This is a genomic window from Rhodococcus sp. NPDC077669 (assembly GCF_040686915.1).
Lineage (GTDB): Bacteria > Actinomycetota > Actinomycetes > Mycobacteriales > Mycobacteriaceae > Rhodococcoides > Rhodococcoides fascians.
This window is the reverse complement of the sequence record NZ_JBFBMD010000005.1, coordinates 152415-166858: the sequence shown is the minus strand read 5'-3', so window position 1 is coordinate 166858 and position 14444 is coordinate 152415. Positions and strand designations below refer to the sequence as shown.

13 protein-coding genes are annotated in these 14444 nt (G+C 64.7%); 4 read left to right on the top strand and 9 right to left on the bottom strand.

Features of this window, described 5'->3' with window-relative positions:
- Positions 1 to 30 precede the first annotated feature (30 nt).
- From AB0P23_RS08565 to AB0P23_RS08545, 5 genes are read right to left on the bottom strand one after another with little or no spacing between them, the layout of a single operon-like run.
- Positions 31 to 840 (bottom strand): CoA ester lyase, encoded by an 810-nt coding sequence (locus AB0P23_RS08565; RefSeq protein ID WP_222058894.1) that lies wholly within the window; start codon positions 838 to 840, stop codon positions 31 to 33.
- Entirely contained in the window at positions 837 to 1322 is a 486-nt protein-coding gene (locus AB0P23_RS08560) for a MaoC family dehydratase (protein ID WP_027494718.1), read from the bottom strand. The genes AB0P23_RS08565 and AB0P23_RS08560 overlap by 4 nt, the downstream gene beginning before the upstream one ends.
- The gene (locus AB0P23_RS08555; RefSeq protein WP_283541761.1) at positions 1319 to 2485 is read right to left on the bottom strand and encodes an acyl-CoA dehydrogenase family protein; all 1167 of its coding nucleotides are present in this window, start codon (positions 2483 to 2485) and stop codon (positions 1319 to 1321) included. Before AB0P23_RS08555 ends, AB0P23_RS08560 begins: the two co-directional genes overlap by 4 nt.
- Complete coding sequence (locus AB0P23_RS08550; RefSeq protein ID WP_363797263.1) at positions 2482 to 4479, bottom strand: acetyl/propionyl/methylcrotonyl-CoA carboxylase subunit alpha; 1998 nt, start codon at positions 4477 to 4479, stop codon at positions 2482 to 2484. Before AB0P23_RS08550 ends, AB0P23_RS08555 begins: the two co-directional genes overlap by 4 nt.
- 5 nt (positions 4480 to 4484) lie before the next feature.
- Positions 4485 to 6062: a carboxyl transferase domain-containing protein gene (locus AB0P23_RS08545; RefSeq protein ID WP_363797261.1), complete on the bottom strand. Its 1578-nt coding sequence runs from the start codon at positions 6060 to 6062 to the stop codon at positions 4485 to 4487.
- Between the two features lie 110 nt (positions 6063 to 6172).
- Between AB0P23_RS08545 and AB0P23_RS08540 the strand changes: the two genes are divergently transcribed.
- From AB0P23_RS08540 to AB0P23_RS08530, 3 genes are all read left to right on the top strand, one after another.
- Entirely contained in the window at positions 6173 to 6781 is a 609-nt protein-coding gene (locus AB0P23_RS08540; RefSeq protein ID WP_027494714.1) for a TetR/AcrR family transcriptional regulator, read from the top strand.
- Between the two features lie 126 nt (positions 6782 to 6907).
- Entirely contained in the window at positions 6908 to 8029 is a 1122-nt protein-coding gene (locus AB0P23_RS08535) for a HoxN/HupN/NixA family nickel/cobalt transporter (protein WP_051365299.1), read from the top strand.
- A gap of 53 nt (positions 8030 to 8082) precedes the next feature.
- Positions 8083 to 9183 (top strand): lipase family protein, encoded by a 1101-nt coding sequence (locus AB0P23_RS08530; RefSeq protein WP_363797259.1) that lies wholly within the window; start codon positions 8083 to 8085, stop codon positions 9181 to 9183.
- On the opposite strand, the gene AB0P23_RS08525 is transcribed toward AB0P23_RS08530, so the two are convergent.
- The 4 genes from AB0P23_RS08525 to AB0P23_RS08510 are packed head-to-tail and all read right to left on the bottom strand — an operon-like array spanning position 9180 to position 13661.
- Positions 9180 to 9995 carry an SDR family oxidoreductase gene (locus AB0P23_RS08525; RefSeq protein WP_363797257.1) on the bottom strand — a complete coding sequence of 272 codons (816 nt, stop codon included), beginning with the start codon at positions 9993 to 9995 and terminating at the stop codon, positions 9180 to 9182. The genes AB0P23_RS08530 and AB0P23_RS08525 overlap by 4 nt on opposite strands.
- Positions 9992 to 11599, bottom strand: coding sequence for a bifunctional 3-(3-hydroxy-phenyl)propionate/3-hydroxycinnamic acid hydroxylase (locus AB0P23_RS08520; RefSeq protein WP_363797255.1), 1608 nt, complete (start codon positions 11597 to 11599; stop codon positions 9992 to 9994). Before AB0P23_RS08520 ends, AB0P23_RS08525 begins: the two co-directional genes overlap by 4 nt.
- Positions 11596 to 12531 (bottom strand): fumarylacetoacetate hydrolase family protein, encoded by a 936-nt coding sequence (locus AB0P23_RS08515; RefSeq protein ID WP_363797254.1) that lies wholly within the window; start codon positions 12529 to 12531, stop codon positions 11596 to 11598. Before AB0P23_RS08515 ends, AB0P23_RS08520 begins: the two co-directional genes overlap by 4 nt.
- Positions 12528 to 13661, bottom strand: a complete 1134-nt coding sequence (locus AB0P23_RS08510; RefSeq protein WP_363797253.1) for a VOC family protein — start codon at positions 13659 to 13661, stop codon at positions 12528 to 12530. Before AB0P23_RS08510 ends, AB0P23_RS08515 begins: the two co-directional genes overlap by 4 nt.
- A gap of 124 nt (positions 13662 to 13785) precedes the next feature.
- On the opposite strand from AB0P23_RS08510, the gene AB0P23_RS08505 reads away from it, so the two are divergent.
- Positions 13786 to 14430: a TetR/AcrR family transcriptional regulator gene (locus AB0P23_RS08505; RefSeq protein ID WP_094693887.1), complete on the top strand. Its 645-nt coding sequence runs from the start codon at positions 13786 to 13788 to the stop codon at positions 14428 to 14430.
- Positions 14431 to 14444: the final 14 nt, after the last annotated feature.

Sequence of the window (14444 nt, the reverse complement as noted above, 5' to 3'; positions counted from 1 at the left end):
ACAGCGCCTGCCGTTAATCGGCGTCTGCAACTACATCGGTCGGCGGGCGACGATGCGTCGAGCATGGGCCAGCACCGGTGCGTCCACCATCTGACCTCGGAAGGCGAACACCCCGCGATTGTGCTCGACGGCGTCGAGTACGGCTGTGGCCCAATCGATTTCCCCGACCGTGGGCGCATAGGCCTCGCGAATGACGGGGATGTGGCTGGGGTGGATGGCCACTTTGCCGTCGAAGCCCACGGCTACAGCGTCGTCGGCCTCGGCGCGCACCCCGTCGAGATCGGGGATGTCGAGGTAGACCGAATCCAACGCGAACAGTCCCCGCGCCTTGGCGGCCAGCAAGGTCTGCGATCGAACATGCTGTGCGACATCGCGGTAGCGGCCGTCGCTCAGTCGACTCGAATTCCCGCCCATCGCAGCGACCAGATCCTCGGCACCCCACATGGCACCGATGGCATTGTCGGCTGCGAGTGCGTCGAAGACCGTCATCGCGCCGAGCGGAGATTCGATCAGTACGACGACATTCAGCGGTTCCAAAGCTGTTATCTGACCGGCAGATTCACATTTGGGCAACATGACGGTCGTGTACTCGGTGCGCTGCAACGCGTCGAGGTCGGCAGCCTGGTCTTCGGTGCCGTGCGCGTTGACTCGAACGATGGTGCGCGACGGGTCCAGCGGTGTCGACACCACGGACTCGCGAGCGCCGGCTTTGTCCGCGGCACCGACAGCGTCCTCGAGATCCAGAATGACGACATCGGCTCGGGCCGCTGCCTTCTCGTATCGCTCGGGTCGATCAGCGGGACAGAACAGCCACGCCGGGCCAGGGGGAATCCAGGTCACGACGCGTCGTCCTCGGGCCGCATCCGGACGAGAGTCTTGCGGACGGCAATCGCTACGACGTCACCGTGCTGATTTCGACCGGTGTGGGTGAACGTCACGATTCCCTCGCCGGGGCGGGACTTGGATTCGCGCTTGTCCGAGATCACCGTCTCCGCGTAGAGGGTGTCGCCGTGAAACAGCGGCTTCGGGAAGGAGACCTCGGAGAAGCCGAGGTTGGCGACAATCGTGCCCTGGGTCAGCTGCGTCACCGACAATCCGACGAGGGTGGACACGGTGAACATCGAATTCACCAGCCGTTGACCGAAAGATGTTGTCTCACTGTAGGCGGCATCGAGATGCAGGGCCTGGGTGTTCATCGTCTGTGTGGTGAACGATGTGTTGTCGGCCTCGGTGATGGTGCGGCCGGGGCGATGTTCGTAGACGGTACCGAGCTCCATCTCCTCGAACCACAGGCCGCGTTGCCGAATGCGCTTGTCGCTCATAGCCCCAAGCTCCGGGCGATGAGCATCAGCTGAACCTCGGTGGTGCCTTCACCGATTTCGAGGATCTTGCTGTCGCGGTAGTGACGGGCGACAACGTATTCGTTCATGAATCCGTAGCCGCCGTGAATCTGCGTCGCGTCGCGGGCGTTGTCCATCGCAGCCTCGGAGGCCACGAGCTTGGCGATGGACGCGGCCTTCTTGAACGGCTTGCCCGCCAACATCAGTGCCGCCGCGTCGTAATACGCCGTCCGTGCGGTGTGTGCGCGTGCCTCCATGCGGGCGATCTTGAACGAGATCGCCTGATTGCGGGCAATCGGAGCGCCGAACGCCTCGCGCTCCTTGGCGTACTTGACGCTCTCGTCGACGCAACCCTGAGCCGCACCGACCGATACGGCAGCGATCGCGATCCGGCCCTCGTCGAGGATGTGCAGGAAGTTCGCGTACCCGCGGCCTTCCTGGCCGAGCAGGTTCTCCTGCGGGACTCGTACATCGGTGAAGCTGAGCGGGTGTGTGTCCGAGGCATTCCAGCCGACCTTGTTGTACGCCGCTTCGGCCACGAACCCGGGAGTGTCGGTGGGCACGAGGATCGACGAAATCTGCTTGCGTCCTGTTGTCTGGTCGACGCCGGTCACAGCGGTGACGGTCACCAGTTCGGTGATGTCGGTTCCGGAGTTGGTGATGAACTGCTTGCTGCCGTTGATGATCCAGTCACCGCCGTCGCGCTTGGCGGTGGTCTTGGTGCCGCCCGCGTCGCTACCGGCACCCGGCTCGGTCAACCCGAAGGCCGCGAGAGCTTTGCCCGCGGTGAGCTTGGGTAGCCACTGCTGCTTCTGCTCGTCGTTGCCGAAACGGTAGACGGGCATGGCACCGAGCGAGACGCCTGCCTCGAGCGTCATCGCGACGCTCTGGTCGACCTTGCCGAGCTCTTCGAGTGCCAGGCACAGGGCGAAGTAGTCGCCGCCCATGCCGCCGTACTCCTCGGGGAAGGGCAGACCGAAGAGGCCCATCTCGGCCATCCCTGCGACCACCTCGTACGGAAAGGAGTGCTCGGCATCGTGTTTCGCCGAGACCGGCGCGACGACGGTGCGGGTGAAGTCCGCCACGGATTTGACCAGTTGCTGGTATTCGTCGGGCAGATTGGACGACGACAGATGTTCGGTCATGACTTGTCCTCTTCGGTGTCGGTGGGAACGATGCGGGCGAGGACCTGGTCGACGCGGACCTGATCTCCTACTGCGACTGTGAGTTCGACGGTGCCGTCGATGGGCGTGGTCAAAGTGTGTTCCATCTTCATCGCCTCGACGACGACGATGGCCGTGCCTGCGGTGACGGCGCTGCCGGAGGTCGTTCCGATCGCGATGATCGAACCCGGCATCGGCGAGAGGATCTCTGCGTCGCCGGACTGCGTGTCGTCCTCGCGCACATTGGGTTCGGCGATTCGATCGATTCTCCAGGTGCCGCGTGAGCTGGATACCCAGGTGGACGATTCGTTTCGGGCTACGGTCATCGACTCGCGTCGATCGTCGAGTACGAGGTCGATGGAATCCTCGGTAGCGGAGGCCCGCAGTCGGCGCGGTTCTTCGTCGTCGACGACGACCGTCGCCGCATCGAGGGTCCCGGTGATGGACACGTGCGCGGTCCGAGTGCCGGATGTCAGCCGGAGCTGGAACGGTGCGTGCGCTCCCACCCGCCAGCCCGACGGCGTTGCCCAGATGTCCTGGCCCGCCTCCTGCCACGTATCGAGCCAGGCGACGGTGGCTGCGGCGATCATCGCCTCGTCGGGGGCGTCGGCGGCAACGAAATCCTCGACGCAGCGGTCCAGTAGGCCGGTGTCGAGATTGCCGGCACGGACCTCGGTGTCGGCGAGCAGGAATCGAGCGAACTCGATGTTGGTGACGACGCCGAGTACCGAGGTATCGGCCAGCGCACGATCCAGGCTGCGCAGCGCTGTAGTCCGATCGGGGCCGTGCGCGATGACCTTCGAGAGCATGGGGTCGTAATTGCTGCCCACCTCGGTGCCGATGGCGAGACCGGAGTCGACGCGGATGCCCGTGCCGGTGGGCTCGCGCAACCCGACGACGGTGCCGCCGGTCGGGAGGAACTCGCGGCCGGGATCCTCGGCGTAGACGCGGGCTTCGATGGCGTGTCCGGTCAGTCGAATATCGTGCTGACTCAGCGTGAGTGGCTCGCCGGCGGCGATCCTGACCTGCCACTCCACGAGGTCGATGCCGGTGACCATCTCGGTCACCGGGTGTTCCACCTGGAGTCGAGTGTTCATCTCCATGAAGAAGAAGTCGTCGGGGTGGTCGGCGGAGACGATGAACTCGACGGTGCCGGCACCGGAGTAGTCGACGCTGCGAGCGGTGTTGCAGGCAGCCTCGCCGATACGCGCTCGGGTCTGCGCGTCGAGCAGTGGGGACGGCGCTTCTTCGATGACCTTCTGATGGCGTCGCTGCAGGCTGCATTCACGCTCACCGAGGTGGATGACGTTGCCGTGACCGTCGGCGAGGATCTGCACCTCGATGTGCCGGGGCCGCAGCACGAATCGCTCGAGGAACAGCGTGTCGTCGCCGAACGAGGAGGCCGCCTCGCGGCGGGCACTGGCCAGCGCGGCAGGCAGATCCTCGGCGCGCTCGACCAGACGCATGCCCTTGCCGCCGCCACCCGCGGACGGTTTGACCAGGACCGGGAATCCGACGTCGGGTGCACCGGCGACGAGGTCGTCGTCGGACAGTCCCGGTCGCGAGATGCCGGGTACAACCGGGACGCCGAAGGCGCTGACCGCGGCCTTGGCGGCGATCTTGTCGCCCATCACCTCGATGGCCTTCTCCGGCGGCCCGAGGAAGGCGATTCCGGCTTCGGCGCAGGCCGCAGCGAAGTGGGGGTTCTCCGAGAGGAATCCGTAGCCGGGGTGAATTCCCTGTGCGCCGGTGGCTTTCGCGGCGGCGATCACCTTGTCGATGTCGAGGTAGCTCTCGCGTGCGCTGGCGGGGCCGAGTCGTACCGCGGTATCGGCCTCGCGGACGTGCCGGGCGTCGGCGTCCGCATCGCTGTAGACGGCGACGGTCCGAATGCCCATGCGGCGCAACGTTCGAGCGACGCGTACCGCGATCTCACCGCGGTTGGCGATCAGAATGGTGTCCAACATCGTGGTCATCTCTCTCACATCCGGAAAACGCCGTAGGAGACCGGCTCGAGCGGCGCATTGGCGCACGCCGAGAGTGCCAGTCCAAGAACAGTTCTGGTGTCGGCGGGGTCGATGATGCCGTCATCCCACAGCCGGGCCGTCGAATAGTAGGGGTTGCCCTGACTTTCGTACTGGTCACGAATCGGAGCTTTGAAGGCCTCCTGGTCTTGCTCCGACCACGGATTACCCGACGCATCCAATTGGTCACCTCGGACGGTGGCAAGGACGGACGCGGCCTGTTCGCCGCCCATCACCGAGATTCGCGCGTTCGGCCACGTGAACAGGAAACGCGGGGAATACGCTCTGCCGCACATGGAGTAGTTGCCTGCACCGTACGAGCCGCCGATGACGACGGTGATCTTCGGAACGCGGGCGCAGGCCACTGCGGTGACCATCTTCGCGCCGTGCTTGGCGATGCCGCCGGCTTCGTAGTCTCGGCCGACCATGAAGCCGGTGATGTTCTGCAAGAACACCAGTGGGATGCTGCGCTTGTCGCAGAGTTCGATGAAATGCGCGCCCTTCATCGCAGATTCGGCGAACAGCACACCGTTGTTGGCGATGATCCCGACGGGATGGCCGTGGAGGCGGGCGAATCCGGTGACGAGTGTCTTGCCGTATTCGGCTTTGAACTCGTCGAATTCGCCTGCGTCGACCACCCGGGTGATCACCTCTCGCACGTCGTACGGGGTGCGTGGGTCGGTGGGGACTACGTCGTAGATCTCGCTCTGGTCGACGATCGGGTCTCGGGTGGGAACGACATCCCATGGCCGCGGCGTGCGGGGCCCGAGGGTGGAGACGATCTTCCGGACGCGGCGCAATGCGTCGCGGTCGTCGTCTGCCAGATGGTCGGTGACTCCGGAGACCTTCGAGTGCAGGTCTCCGCCACCGAGTTCCTCGGCGGTGACGACCTCGCCGGTCGCAGCTTTCACCAGGGGCGGGCCGCCGAGGAAGATGGTTCCCTGATTCTTGACGATGATGGCCTCGTCGCTCATTGCAGGCACGTATGCCCCGCCCGCGGTGCAGGAGCCCATCACGGCGGCGATCTGCGCAATTCCCTTGGCGCTCATCGTCGCCTGGTTGAAGAAGATGCGTCCGAAGTGGTCGCGGTCAGGAAATACCTCGTCCTGACGCGGCAGGAATGCGCCACCGGAGTCGACGAGGTAGATGCACGGCAGTGTGTTCTGCAGGGCGATCTCCTGCGCGCGCAGATGCTTCTTCACCGTCATCGGGTAGTACGTGCCGCCTTTGACGGTGGCGTCGTTGGCAATGATGATGCACTCTCGACCGGCCACGCGACCGATGCCTGCGATCACGCCTGCCCCGGGGCACTCGTCGTCGTACAGGCCGTTGGCAGCCAGCGGTGCGATCTCGAGGAACGGGCTACCCGGATCCAGGAGTTCGTCGACGCGGTCGCGGGGGAGCAGCTTGCCGCGGGCGATGTGCCGTTCCCGGGACTTCCCGCTACCTCCGAGTGCTGCCACGGCGAGCTTCTGGGAGAGCTGCTGCGTGAGTAGCTGATGATCTGCGCGGTTGGCAGCGGTATCGATCGCCATGAGATGCACGCCTTCAGGGGTTGGACGTCGGTGTCACACAGGGTTCAGTTAATGGTTGATAACTGACATGATAGTAAACTACGATTAACCGAGAGTCCAGGTTCGAGGGGGTGGCAGTGCAGGAGATCGAGGTCAAGCCGGCCACGGTGCGTGAGCAACGCAAAGCCGAACGTCGGCAGCAACTGCTCGATGCCGCGGCATCGCTGTTCGCCGAACGCGGGTTCGCGTCGGTGCGGCTCGAGGATCTGGGTGCTGCCGTCGGCATCAGTGGACCGGCCGTCTATCGCCACTTCCCGAACAAGGAGGCGGTGCTCGTCGAACTGATGGTCGGAATCTCGGAGTATCTGCTCGACGGCGGTCGCGAGGTGGTCGGCTCGCGGAAGGTCGATGAGGAGACGGTGTCGGCCCTGGTCGATTTCCACCTCGACTTCGCCTTCGAGACACCGGCTTTCATTCGGATTCAGGATCGCGACCTGCAGAGCCTCCCTGAGGGTGCGCGACGCAAGGTGCGCCGCATGCAGCGCGAGTACGTGGAGCTGTGGGTGTCGACGTTGTGTGCCGTCGACCCGGAATTGAACGAGGCCGATGCGCGCACCACGGCGCACGCGGTGTTCGGACTCATCAACTCCACGCCCTACAGCGCGGGCCGCACGCCGTCGCGCAATGCTCGACCGGTGCTTCGAGCAATGGCATTGGCGGCATTGGGGGTATTGCACTGACCTCAGCGCCCACAATTCGACTACGTAAGCGGGATTCCGCCTGCAGATACGAATAGTGGGCGCTGAGGTCACCTCTGCGCCGCGCACAGGAAGAGCAAATCGTCGTTATCGGAGACAATGATCGACATGACGACCCAACTTTCGCCCGTCGAGATCGGCCGACGGCAGAGTCGATTCACTCGTGACGAGGTGCCGCGACTGCTGGCGATGGCCGGCTTCATCGCCGCTCTGCATGTGATCGGTTGGGGCCTGTTCACCCACTACGACTCGATTCCGAGCATTCACGGCCTCACCGGAGCCGACGGCACTCTCGTCTACGCCGGAGCCGGTGTACTGGCGTACACCCTCGGTCTCAGGCATGCGTTCGACGCCGATCACATCGCCGCCATCGACGACACCACCCGCTTTCTGCTGCAGAAGGGCAAGCGGCCGTTGGCCGTCGGGCTGTTCTTCTCGCTCGGGCATTCGACCGTCGTGTTCGTCTTCGTCGCCGCGATTGCCTTCGTCGCGTCGCAGGCGACGGCGTTTCAGGACGCGTTCGCCGGGGTCGGCGGCATCATCGGCACGTTGGTGTCCGGAACCTTCCTGTACCTTATCGCCGCGCTGAACATCGCGGTCCTCGCCGGCATCGTCGGAGTCTGGCGGCGCGCAAAACGAGGTGACGTCACCGAGGCCGGGCTCGACGAGCTGTTGGCCAAGCGTGGCTTGATGAATCGACTGTTCCGGGGCCGCTACGACAAGATGATCAACCACTCGTGGCAGATGTACCCGCTCGGCTTACTGTTCGGACTCGGTTTCGACACCGCGACTCAGGTCGGTCTACTCGCGATCGCCGGCACCACCGCTATCGCCGGCGGACTCCCACCGATGGCGATCATCGCGCTTCCGGTCCTGTTCGCCGCGGGCATGACCACGATGGACACGATCGACGGCATCTTCATGTCCAAGGCGTACGGCTGGGCGTTCGTCACTCCGGTCCGCAAGATCTACTACAACATGACGATGACGGGCCTGTCGGTCTTCGTTGCGTTGGTGATCGGGACGGTCCAGCTGCTGACGCTGCTTGCCGAGCAGTTCGAGCTGACCGGTGGCCTGTGGGACGCACTGGCCGTCATCGACCTCAACCTCGCGGGCCAACTCGTCGTCGGCACGTTTTTCGTTGTCTGGATCGGCGCGGTCGTGTATTACAAGGTGGCGCGCATCGACGAACGCGGTGGCGCACACTCGAACGCAACGGAGACCCAGTGATCGCTCGTCGTCGGATCGGTGCCCTTGCAGTAGTTACGGCGCTGGCGTCGAGCATGGCTTCTGGCCTGCTGACCGCCCCTGCCTCGGCTGCACCGACGATCACCCAGAACATCGGCGACGTCGTCTCCAGTCGCGCTCTACCGCAGGAATTCTGGATCCCCGGCTCGTCCTCGGCCGAGGTGCTCACCTACGTCACCACCGATACGTTCGGCGAGAAGGCCCTGAGCACCGGCACCGTCTTCCTCCCGCAGGGCACTGCGCCCGAGGGCGGTTGGCCGGTGATCTCGTGGGCCCACGGCACCTCCGGGCTCGGTGACTCGTGTGCGCCCTCGGTTGCGGGACCGGCGCTGGCCGAACGAGATCTGCCGTACCTCGGCAACTGGCTCGCGCAGGGATACGCCGTTGTGGCCAGTGACTATGCCGGCCTCGGCACCGAAGGATTGCAGGCATATCTGGACGGGCGGACCACGGCGCACAACGTGGTCGACATGGTGAAGGCAGGCCGCAACTACAGCGATCAACTCTCGCGCAAGTGGGTGACGGTCGGTCAGTCCCAGGGCGGCGGCGCAGCAATCTACACCGCGCGCTACGCGACCGAATTCGGTGGATCGGATCTGGACTATCGCGGCGCAGTGGGCACCGGGACTCCCGCGTACATCGAGAAGCTCGTCTCGATCGGTGGACCGGGGATGCCGCCGGTGGCGCTCCCGGCCGGTCTGACCGCGTATGTCGCGTACATCGCTGCGGCTCTTCGCTATTCGCACCCCGAGCTGGGCCTGGACGATATCCTCACCCCCGCCGGAAAGAAGTACGTGGATCTGGCCGAGACGGCCTGTGTCGCGGACCTCGAGGAGCAGCTCGAGGGTGTCAAGGTCGGTGATTTCTTCACTGCGCCGTTGACCAGCCTGCCGAATTTCACCGCTGTGCTCGACGACTACATGGCCATGCCCGAGGCCGGCTTCGACAAGCCGTTCTTCATGGGCCACGGGCTGCGGGACACCGATGTCCCGTTCCCGACGACCGCCGCGTACGTCGCCAGGCTCACCGCCAACGGTCAGCCGGTGACCTTCCGACCCTACGACGCCGATCACAGCGGAACGCTCGTGCAATCACAGGCCGACACTATTCCGTTCGTCGCAGGGCTGTTCCGCTAGGTCACCGGTCGCTTGCTGGGCAGTCCGTATGCCCGGGCGGTGAACTTTTCGAGCACGGTGCGCGGCAGCAGTCGCTGCGCCATGAACACCGCGGGAGCGTTGCTGCCGACGGCATAGAGGGGTCGAGTCTTCTTGTCCTCGACGGCTTTCAGGACCGTTTCGGCCACGGTGTCCGCGGAGATACCCTGTGCCTCTTTGGCGTCGAGGTGCGAGATCACCGTTGTGAAGTCGCGGAGGTACGGCGAATGCGGTCCGCAGTACTTGGTGCGGCGGGCGGAGAGTCCGGTGGCGATGGAGCCGGGTTCGACGGTGGTGATGTCCACCCCGTAGGGCGCGAGCTCGAAGCGGGCCGCCGTCGAGAAGCCCTTGATCGCTGCCTTGGTCGCGGCGTAGGACGAGCGATAGGCCAACGGGAAGCTGGCCAGCATCGAGCCGATATTGACGACCTTGCCCCCACGGCGTTCGCGCATCCCCGGCAGTACGGCTTGCATGAGCTCGACGGCACCGAACACGTTGAGCTGGAACAGCCGGGTGACCGCCTCGATCGGGAGTTCCTCGATGGGGCCGCACTGGCTTTCGCCCGCATTGTTGATCAGAACATCGATCTCCACGTCGGCAAGTCCGTCGACGAACGTCCGGATGGAGGCCGGGTCGGTCAGATCGAGATCTCGGTACTCGACCCCGGGGATGGGGTCGACCACGGTGGAACAACTGCGGCTCGTGCCGATGACGCGGTAGCCGCGAGCGAGCAGTAGTTCGGCGACAGCTTGGCCGATACCGGACGTGGCTCCGGTGACAAGTGCGGTGTTCATCTAGGCCTCTTCGTTGCGGTGTTTCCGGTTCTCGGGGTGGCTACTGCCGCCGTGGGAGTGGTTCGATCGATTCTTCGCAACCTGGTGCTCGGAACTCGGGTGTGCAAGGCCGGCACCGACTTACCCGCCGCCATGACGGTTCGGTCCGGTCGTACGACAGCCGCTACCGCGTGACCGCGCCGCAACCACAGTCCGAGCTCGGAGGAGGCCGCGACCTCGACGACGACAGCGCCACGACGATCGACCTCGCGTCGCTGTTCGACGGTCAACGGGGTCGTCGAGACGAAGAGAAACTGTCCCGGCGCGATGCTGTCCAGTCGGGCGCCGTTGTCCAGGGAGCTGTTGGGGCACAGCGCGCCTACCACCGAACGGATCTGCGAGGCCGGGCGCTGGACGAGGTCGGAACGGGTGAGTGGAGGGGTGGTGCTGTCGGACACCTTCGCTCCGATGAGGGGCAGGTGGCCGAGAGCCGGCGCGAGCGTGGTGCGCAGAATTCCGGTCAGTCGACTGCCGCCGGTCATCGCCCAGCCCATGGCGACGGCCAGGCGAATCATGGCTGTGGCATGGGCCTTTCGCTCGATTTCGTAACTGTCGAGTGCCGAATCGGAGACGTGCCCGTCCAGGGCCCCGACGATCTTCCAGACCAGGTTGCGCGCATCACGCAGACCCGCGCCCATTCCCTGTCCGATGAACGGTGGAGTCAAGTGCGCCGCGTCGCCGAGGACGAACACGCGTCGATCCCGCCAGCTGTCGGCCACCTGCGCCCGAAATGTGTACTCGGCGCTCCGAATCAGCTCCATCGAGGGGTCGTCGACGTGCCGCAGCCACGGCGCTATGAGCGGCCGGACAGCGGCGAGATCCTCGAACTCGTCGAGGGTTTCGCCGTCGAGCATCCGAAATTCCCAGCGGTAGCGGGTGGAGCCGATCCGCATGTACGTGGCGGATCGTTCGGAGTCGCACACCTGGTGAACGCCGTCCCACTGATCGAGTTCGGCATCGGTGGCGATATCGATCACCAACCACCGTTGCGCGAACCCGAGGTCCTCCATCTTCGACCCGATGGACCGGCGCACGATGCTGTTGGCACCGTCGCAGCCCAGTACGTAATCCGCGGTCACCCAGTGTGGGGTTCCGTCCTCGGTGGATGTGTACGACACTCGGGCGGCATCTTTCAGGTTCTGCACGTCGGTGATCTCGCACCCGCCACGCATCTCGATCGTGTCGTATCGGGCGACGTGCGTGCGCATGAGACGCTCGAGGTCCGGTTGATCGAACATGTTCGCCTGGGGGTAGCCGTGCGGTCTGTCGTCGGGATCGCGCTCGAACTCGGCCAGGGTGCGCAGGTCCTTGGTGCACAGTCGCAAGCCACGGCCGGGACGTGAGATAGCGGCGAAATCCTCTGCGACACCGATGTCGTGCAGAATCCGGTACACCTCGTCGTCGAGATGTACTGCGCGCGGCTGCGGATAGACGTCGGCCCAGCGATCGACCACCAGGCAGGGGATGCCGTACTGTGCCAACAGCAGAGCGGCCGTCATGCCCGTCGGGCCGGATCCGACGATGACCACCGGGTGGTGGGTGCCGTCGGATCCGCGTTCGGTCATCGGTACGAGACCCGGGTGCGCTGCACTCCCAGGTCGAGGGAACCGTCGGGAGTCGAGCACGTCAGTTCGAGAACGTCGCCGTCCTGCAGGAAGTCGGGATTCTTGGCCTGCTTCTTGAAGAACACCTTCCATTTGAGCGCCGGCGGGATCAGAGATCCGATCATCTCGATCGGCTTGGCCGGAGCCTTCAGCGCAGTACCACCGGGAGTGCCGGTGAGCAGCAGATCGCCCGCGTCGAGCCGCTGGAAATTGCTCAGCGCCTTCAGCGATTCGACCGGCCGGTAAATCATGTCGGCCACGGTACTGTCCTGTCGCACAGTCCCGTTGACGCGCAGTGTCAGAGTCAGCTCGCCGAACCGGTCGAATTCTCCGGCTTCGAGAAGGAGCAGTCGTGGGCCGACCGGCGTGAACGTGGGGTACGACTTGCCCTCGTAGAACTGGGTTTTCGGTAATTGGACATCTCGCGCCGATACGTCGTTGGTGATGACGAGTCCGGCGACGTACTCGGCGACGTTGCTGGCGTCGATCTTGGTGCCGACGGTCAGCGTCTTGCCGAACACGAGGCCGATCTCGATTTCGTAGTCGAGGAGTTTCACGTGCGTCGGCTTGACGATCTCGTCGGTGGGGCCGCTGATCGAACCGGACGTCTTCCGAAAGAACGTCAGTGGCACCGTGTCGGGGTTCATTCCCGAGTCCTTGACGTGTGAGACGAAATTGGTCATGTTCGCCACTACCCGGCATGGTGCGGTGACCGGGGAGACGAGCGAAAGCGTCTCCACTGCAACCACATCGGTGCCGGTACGCGCTGCGTCCACAGCGGCGCGATCGGCGAGAAGCTCGGCGGTCGTGGTTGCCGACGTGTCGATGCGCGACGCCCCGGCCGGGGTCTCGACCCACCAGGCGTCGGCGGTGCGTAGTACAGCGATGCTCATGAGGAAGCCACTTTCATCAGGCCGCGAAGGCGTTCGGTGTCGAACTCGTTGTCGGTGCGTAGGGAGGACAGGATCGATTTGAGCTCGTGCAGAGAGGCTTTGCTCGGGGCGATACCGAGAAAGTCCTTCGATGCCGGTGGGCCCCACTGGGCGAGGCCGGATGCCGTCATCGGTGCCCAGCCGGGTTCGAGCGAGCTGTCGAACATGTCGCCGTCGCTGAAATGCTCTACCAGGAAACCGTCGGGATCACGCCAGTAGTCGAAGATCTGACTGCCCTGGATGTGTCTGCCGATGCCCCAGGAGTGCTTGTACCCACGCTCGGTGAGGAATTCGCCACCGGCGGCGATGGCGTCGATGTCGGTCACCTGGTACGCCGAGTGCACGTAGCGATTCGACGGGCCGAGAGTCATCGCGAGCGTGTGGTGATCGGACGGGATGCTGCCCCGATCGCAGCGGATGAAGCTCATCACCGGTCCACGGTCGCGTTGGCCGTCGTAGTAGAGGAAATCGCTGACGATCAGACCCAGGTGGTGCAGGTACCAGTTCAGATTCTCCAGGTAGTCCACTCGCTGCAGCACCACGTGCCCGAGCCGTTGGACGCGCGCAGGCTGACGCGGGGGCCTCTGGGTGGCGTTGATCCGGTTGCGTGGATCGCCGAAGTTGTAGGTGTGCGCGTCCTGGCCCGGGAGTTCGGGATGTTCGGTGTAGCCCGACACGATCTGCACAGGCTGTCCGCCCGGATCGGCCAGAGTGACGGCGATGCCGCCGAGTGTGTCGGGTAGCCGGTGCACCTGCTGCCCGGTGGCATCGGCGAGGCGGACGACGTCGGCGTCCTCGGCGGCAGCGAACGCCGCGCCGACGAACCGCGTTCGTCTGCCGCGTCGGATGATCACGCACGGCGACCCGACGTGCGTGCCGCGCAGGTGAATCTCCTCGGACGTGCGCAGTGAGACGGTGAAACCGAACGCCACCGCGAATGCCTCGGCCTTGGCCAGGTCGGGTTTGCGGAACTCGAGCCACGCGATGTCGCGCACCTTGATGATCGGGTCGGCGGCTTTTCCCGGGTGTTCGCCTGGAAGCGCGCCCTGATCCACATGCATGTTCTTGTGGCCGTCGACGTCGTGTCCCATCAGCCCTCCCTCGTTGGTGACACTATCGTCACCTATGACTAATCGGTCAGTCAAGAGTGTTGACAAATTCGTCAGCGGTGAGGAAGGGTCAAGTCGGCGACAAATGCACTCAGGAGTAGGGACCATGACCGAAACCCCGAATCGCCTCGAGCGACGCAAAGCGCGCACGCGCGGTGCCCTGATCTCTGCCGCGCAGAGCTTCATAGCCCGCGGCGAATTGCACGTGCCGATTGCCGAGATCACTCAGGCCGCAGACGTCGGCATGGGGTCGTTCTACAACCATTTCGAGAGCCGAGAGCAGCTGTTCCAGGCTGCGGTCGACGGTGCCCTCGAGCTGTTGGGCATCTACCTGGACTCGTTGAGCAACGACGAGGACGATCCCGCAGAAGCGTTCACCCGGTCGTTCCGCATCGCCGGCCGACTGTTCCGGCAACAACCGGATCTGAGCCGAGTACTCATCCATTCCGGGCCGGAGTTGATCACCTCGAAGCACGGTCTCGGTCCGCGGGCCTCGCGTGACATCGAAGCCGGAGTACTGAGCGGGCATTTCCGCGTGCAGGACACCCAGCTGGCTCTGGCCCTGGCAGCGGGGGCACTGCTGGGCATGGGGCAACTACTGCTCGAACAGCCGGAACGAAGCGACGTCGATGCCGTCGACAACATGGCGCACAGCGTGCTGCTCGCCCTCGGAATGTCCGACGCGGATGCGCGCGAGCTGTGTTCGCGAACCCTGCCTCCGTTGGACGCGGTTCCGAGCGTCGACGCGTAACGGGCCCGTGCGGG

What these genes read in the sequence shown, in the direction of transcription:
- AB0P23_RS08560 (WP_027494718.1), bottom strand. Translation starts at nt 1,322, where the DNA reads ATGAGCGACAAGCGCATTCGGCAACGCGGCCTGTGGTTCGAGGAGATG.
- AB0P23_RS08555 (WP_283541761.1), bottom strand. Translation starts at nt 2,485, where the DNA reads ATGACCGAACATCTGTCGTCGTCCAATCTGCCCGACGAATACCAGCAA.
- AB0P23_RS08550 (WP_363797263.1), bottom strand. Translation starts at nt 4,479, where the DNA reads ATGACCACGATGTTGGACACCATTCTGATCGCCAACCGCGGTGAGATC.
- AB0P23_RS08545 (WP_363797261.1), bottom strand. Translation starts at nt 6,062, where the DNA reads ATGGCGATCGATACCGCTGCCAACCGCGCAGATCATCAGCTACTCACG.
- AB0P23_RS08535 (WP_051365299.1), top strand. Translation starts at nt 6,908, where the DNA reads ATGACGACCCAACTTTCGCCCGTCGAGATCGGCCGACGGCAGAGTCGA.
- AB0P23_RS08530 (WP_363797259.1), top strand. Translation starts at nt 8,083, where the DNA reads ATGGCTTCTGGCCTGCTGACCGCCCCTGCCTCGGCTGCACCGACGATC.
- AB0P23_RS08525 (WP_363797257.1), bottom strand. Translation starts at nt 9,995, where the DNA reads ATGAACACCGCACTTGTCACCGGAGCCACGTCCGGTATCGGCCAAGCT.
- AB0P23_RS08520 (WP_363797255.1), bottom strand. Translation starts at nt 11,599, where the DNA reads ATGACCGAACGCGGATCCGACGGCACCCACCACCCGGTGGTCATCGTC.
- AB0P23_RS08515 (WP_363797254.1), bottom strand. Translation starts at nt 12,531, where the DNA reads ATGAGCATCGCTGTACTACGCACCGCCGACGCCTGGTGGGTCGAGACC.
- AB0P23_RS08510 (WP_363797253.1), bottom strand. Translation starts at nt 13,661, where the DNA reads ATGGGACACGACGTCGACGGCCACAAGAACATGCATGTGGATCAGGGC.
- AB0P23_RS08505 (WP_094693887.1), top strand. Translation starts at nt 13,786, where the DNA reads ATGACCGAAACCCCGAATCGCCTCGAGCGACGCAAAGCGCGCACGCGC.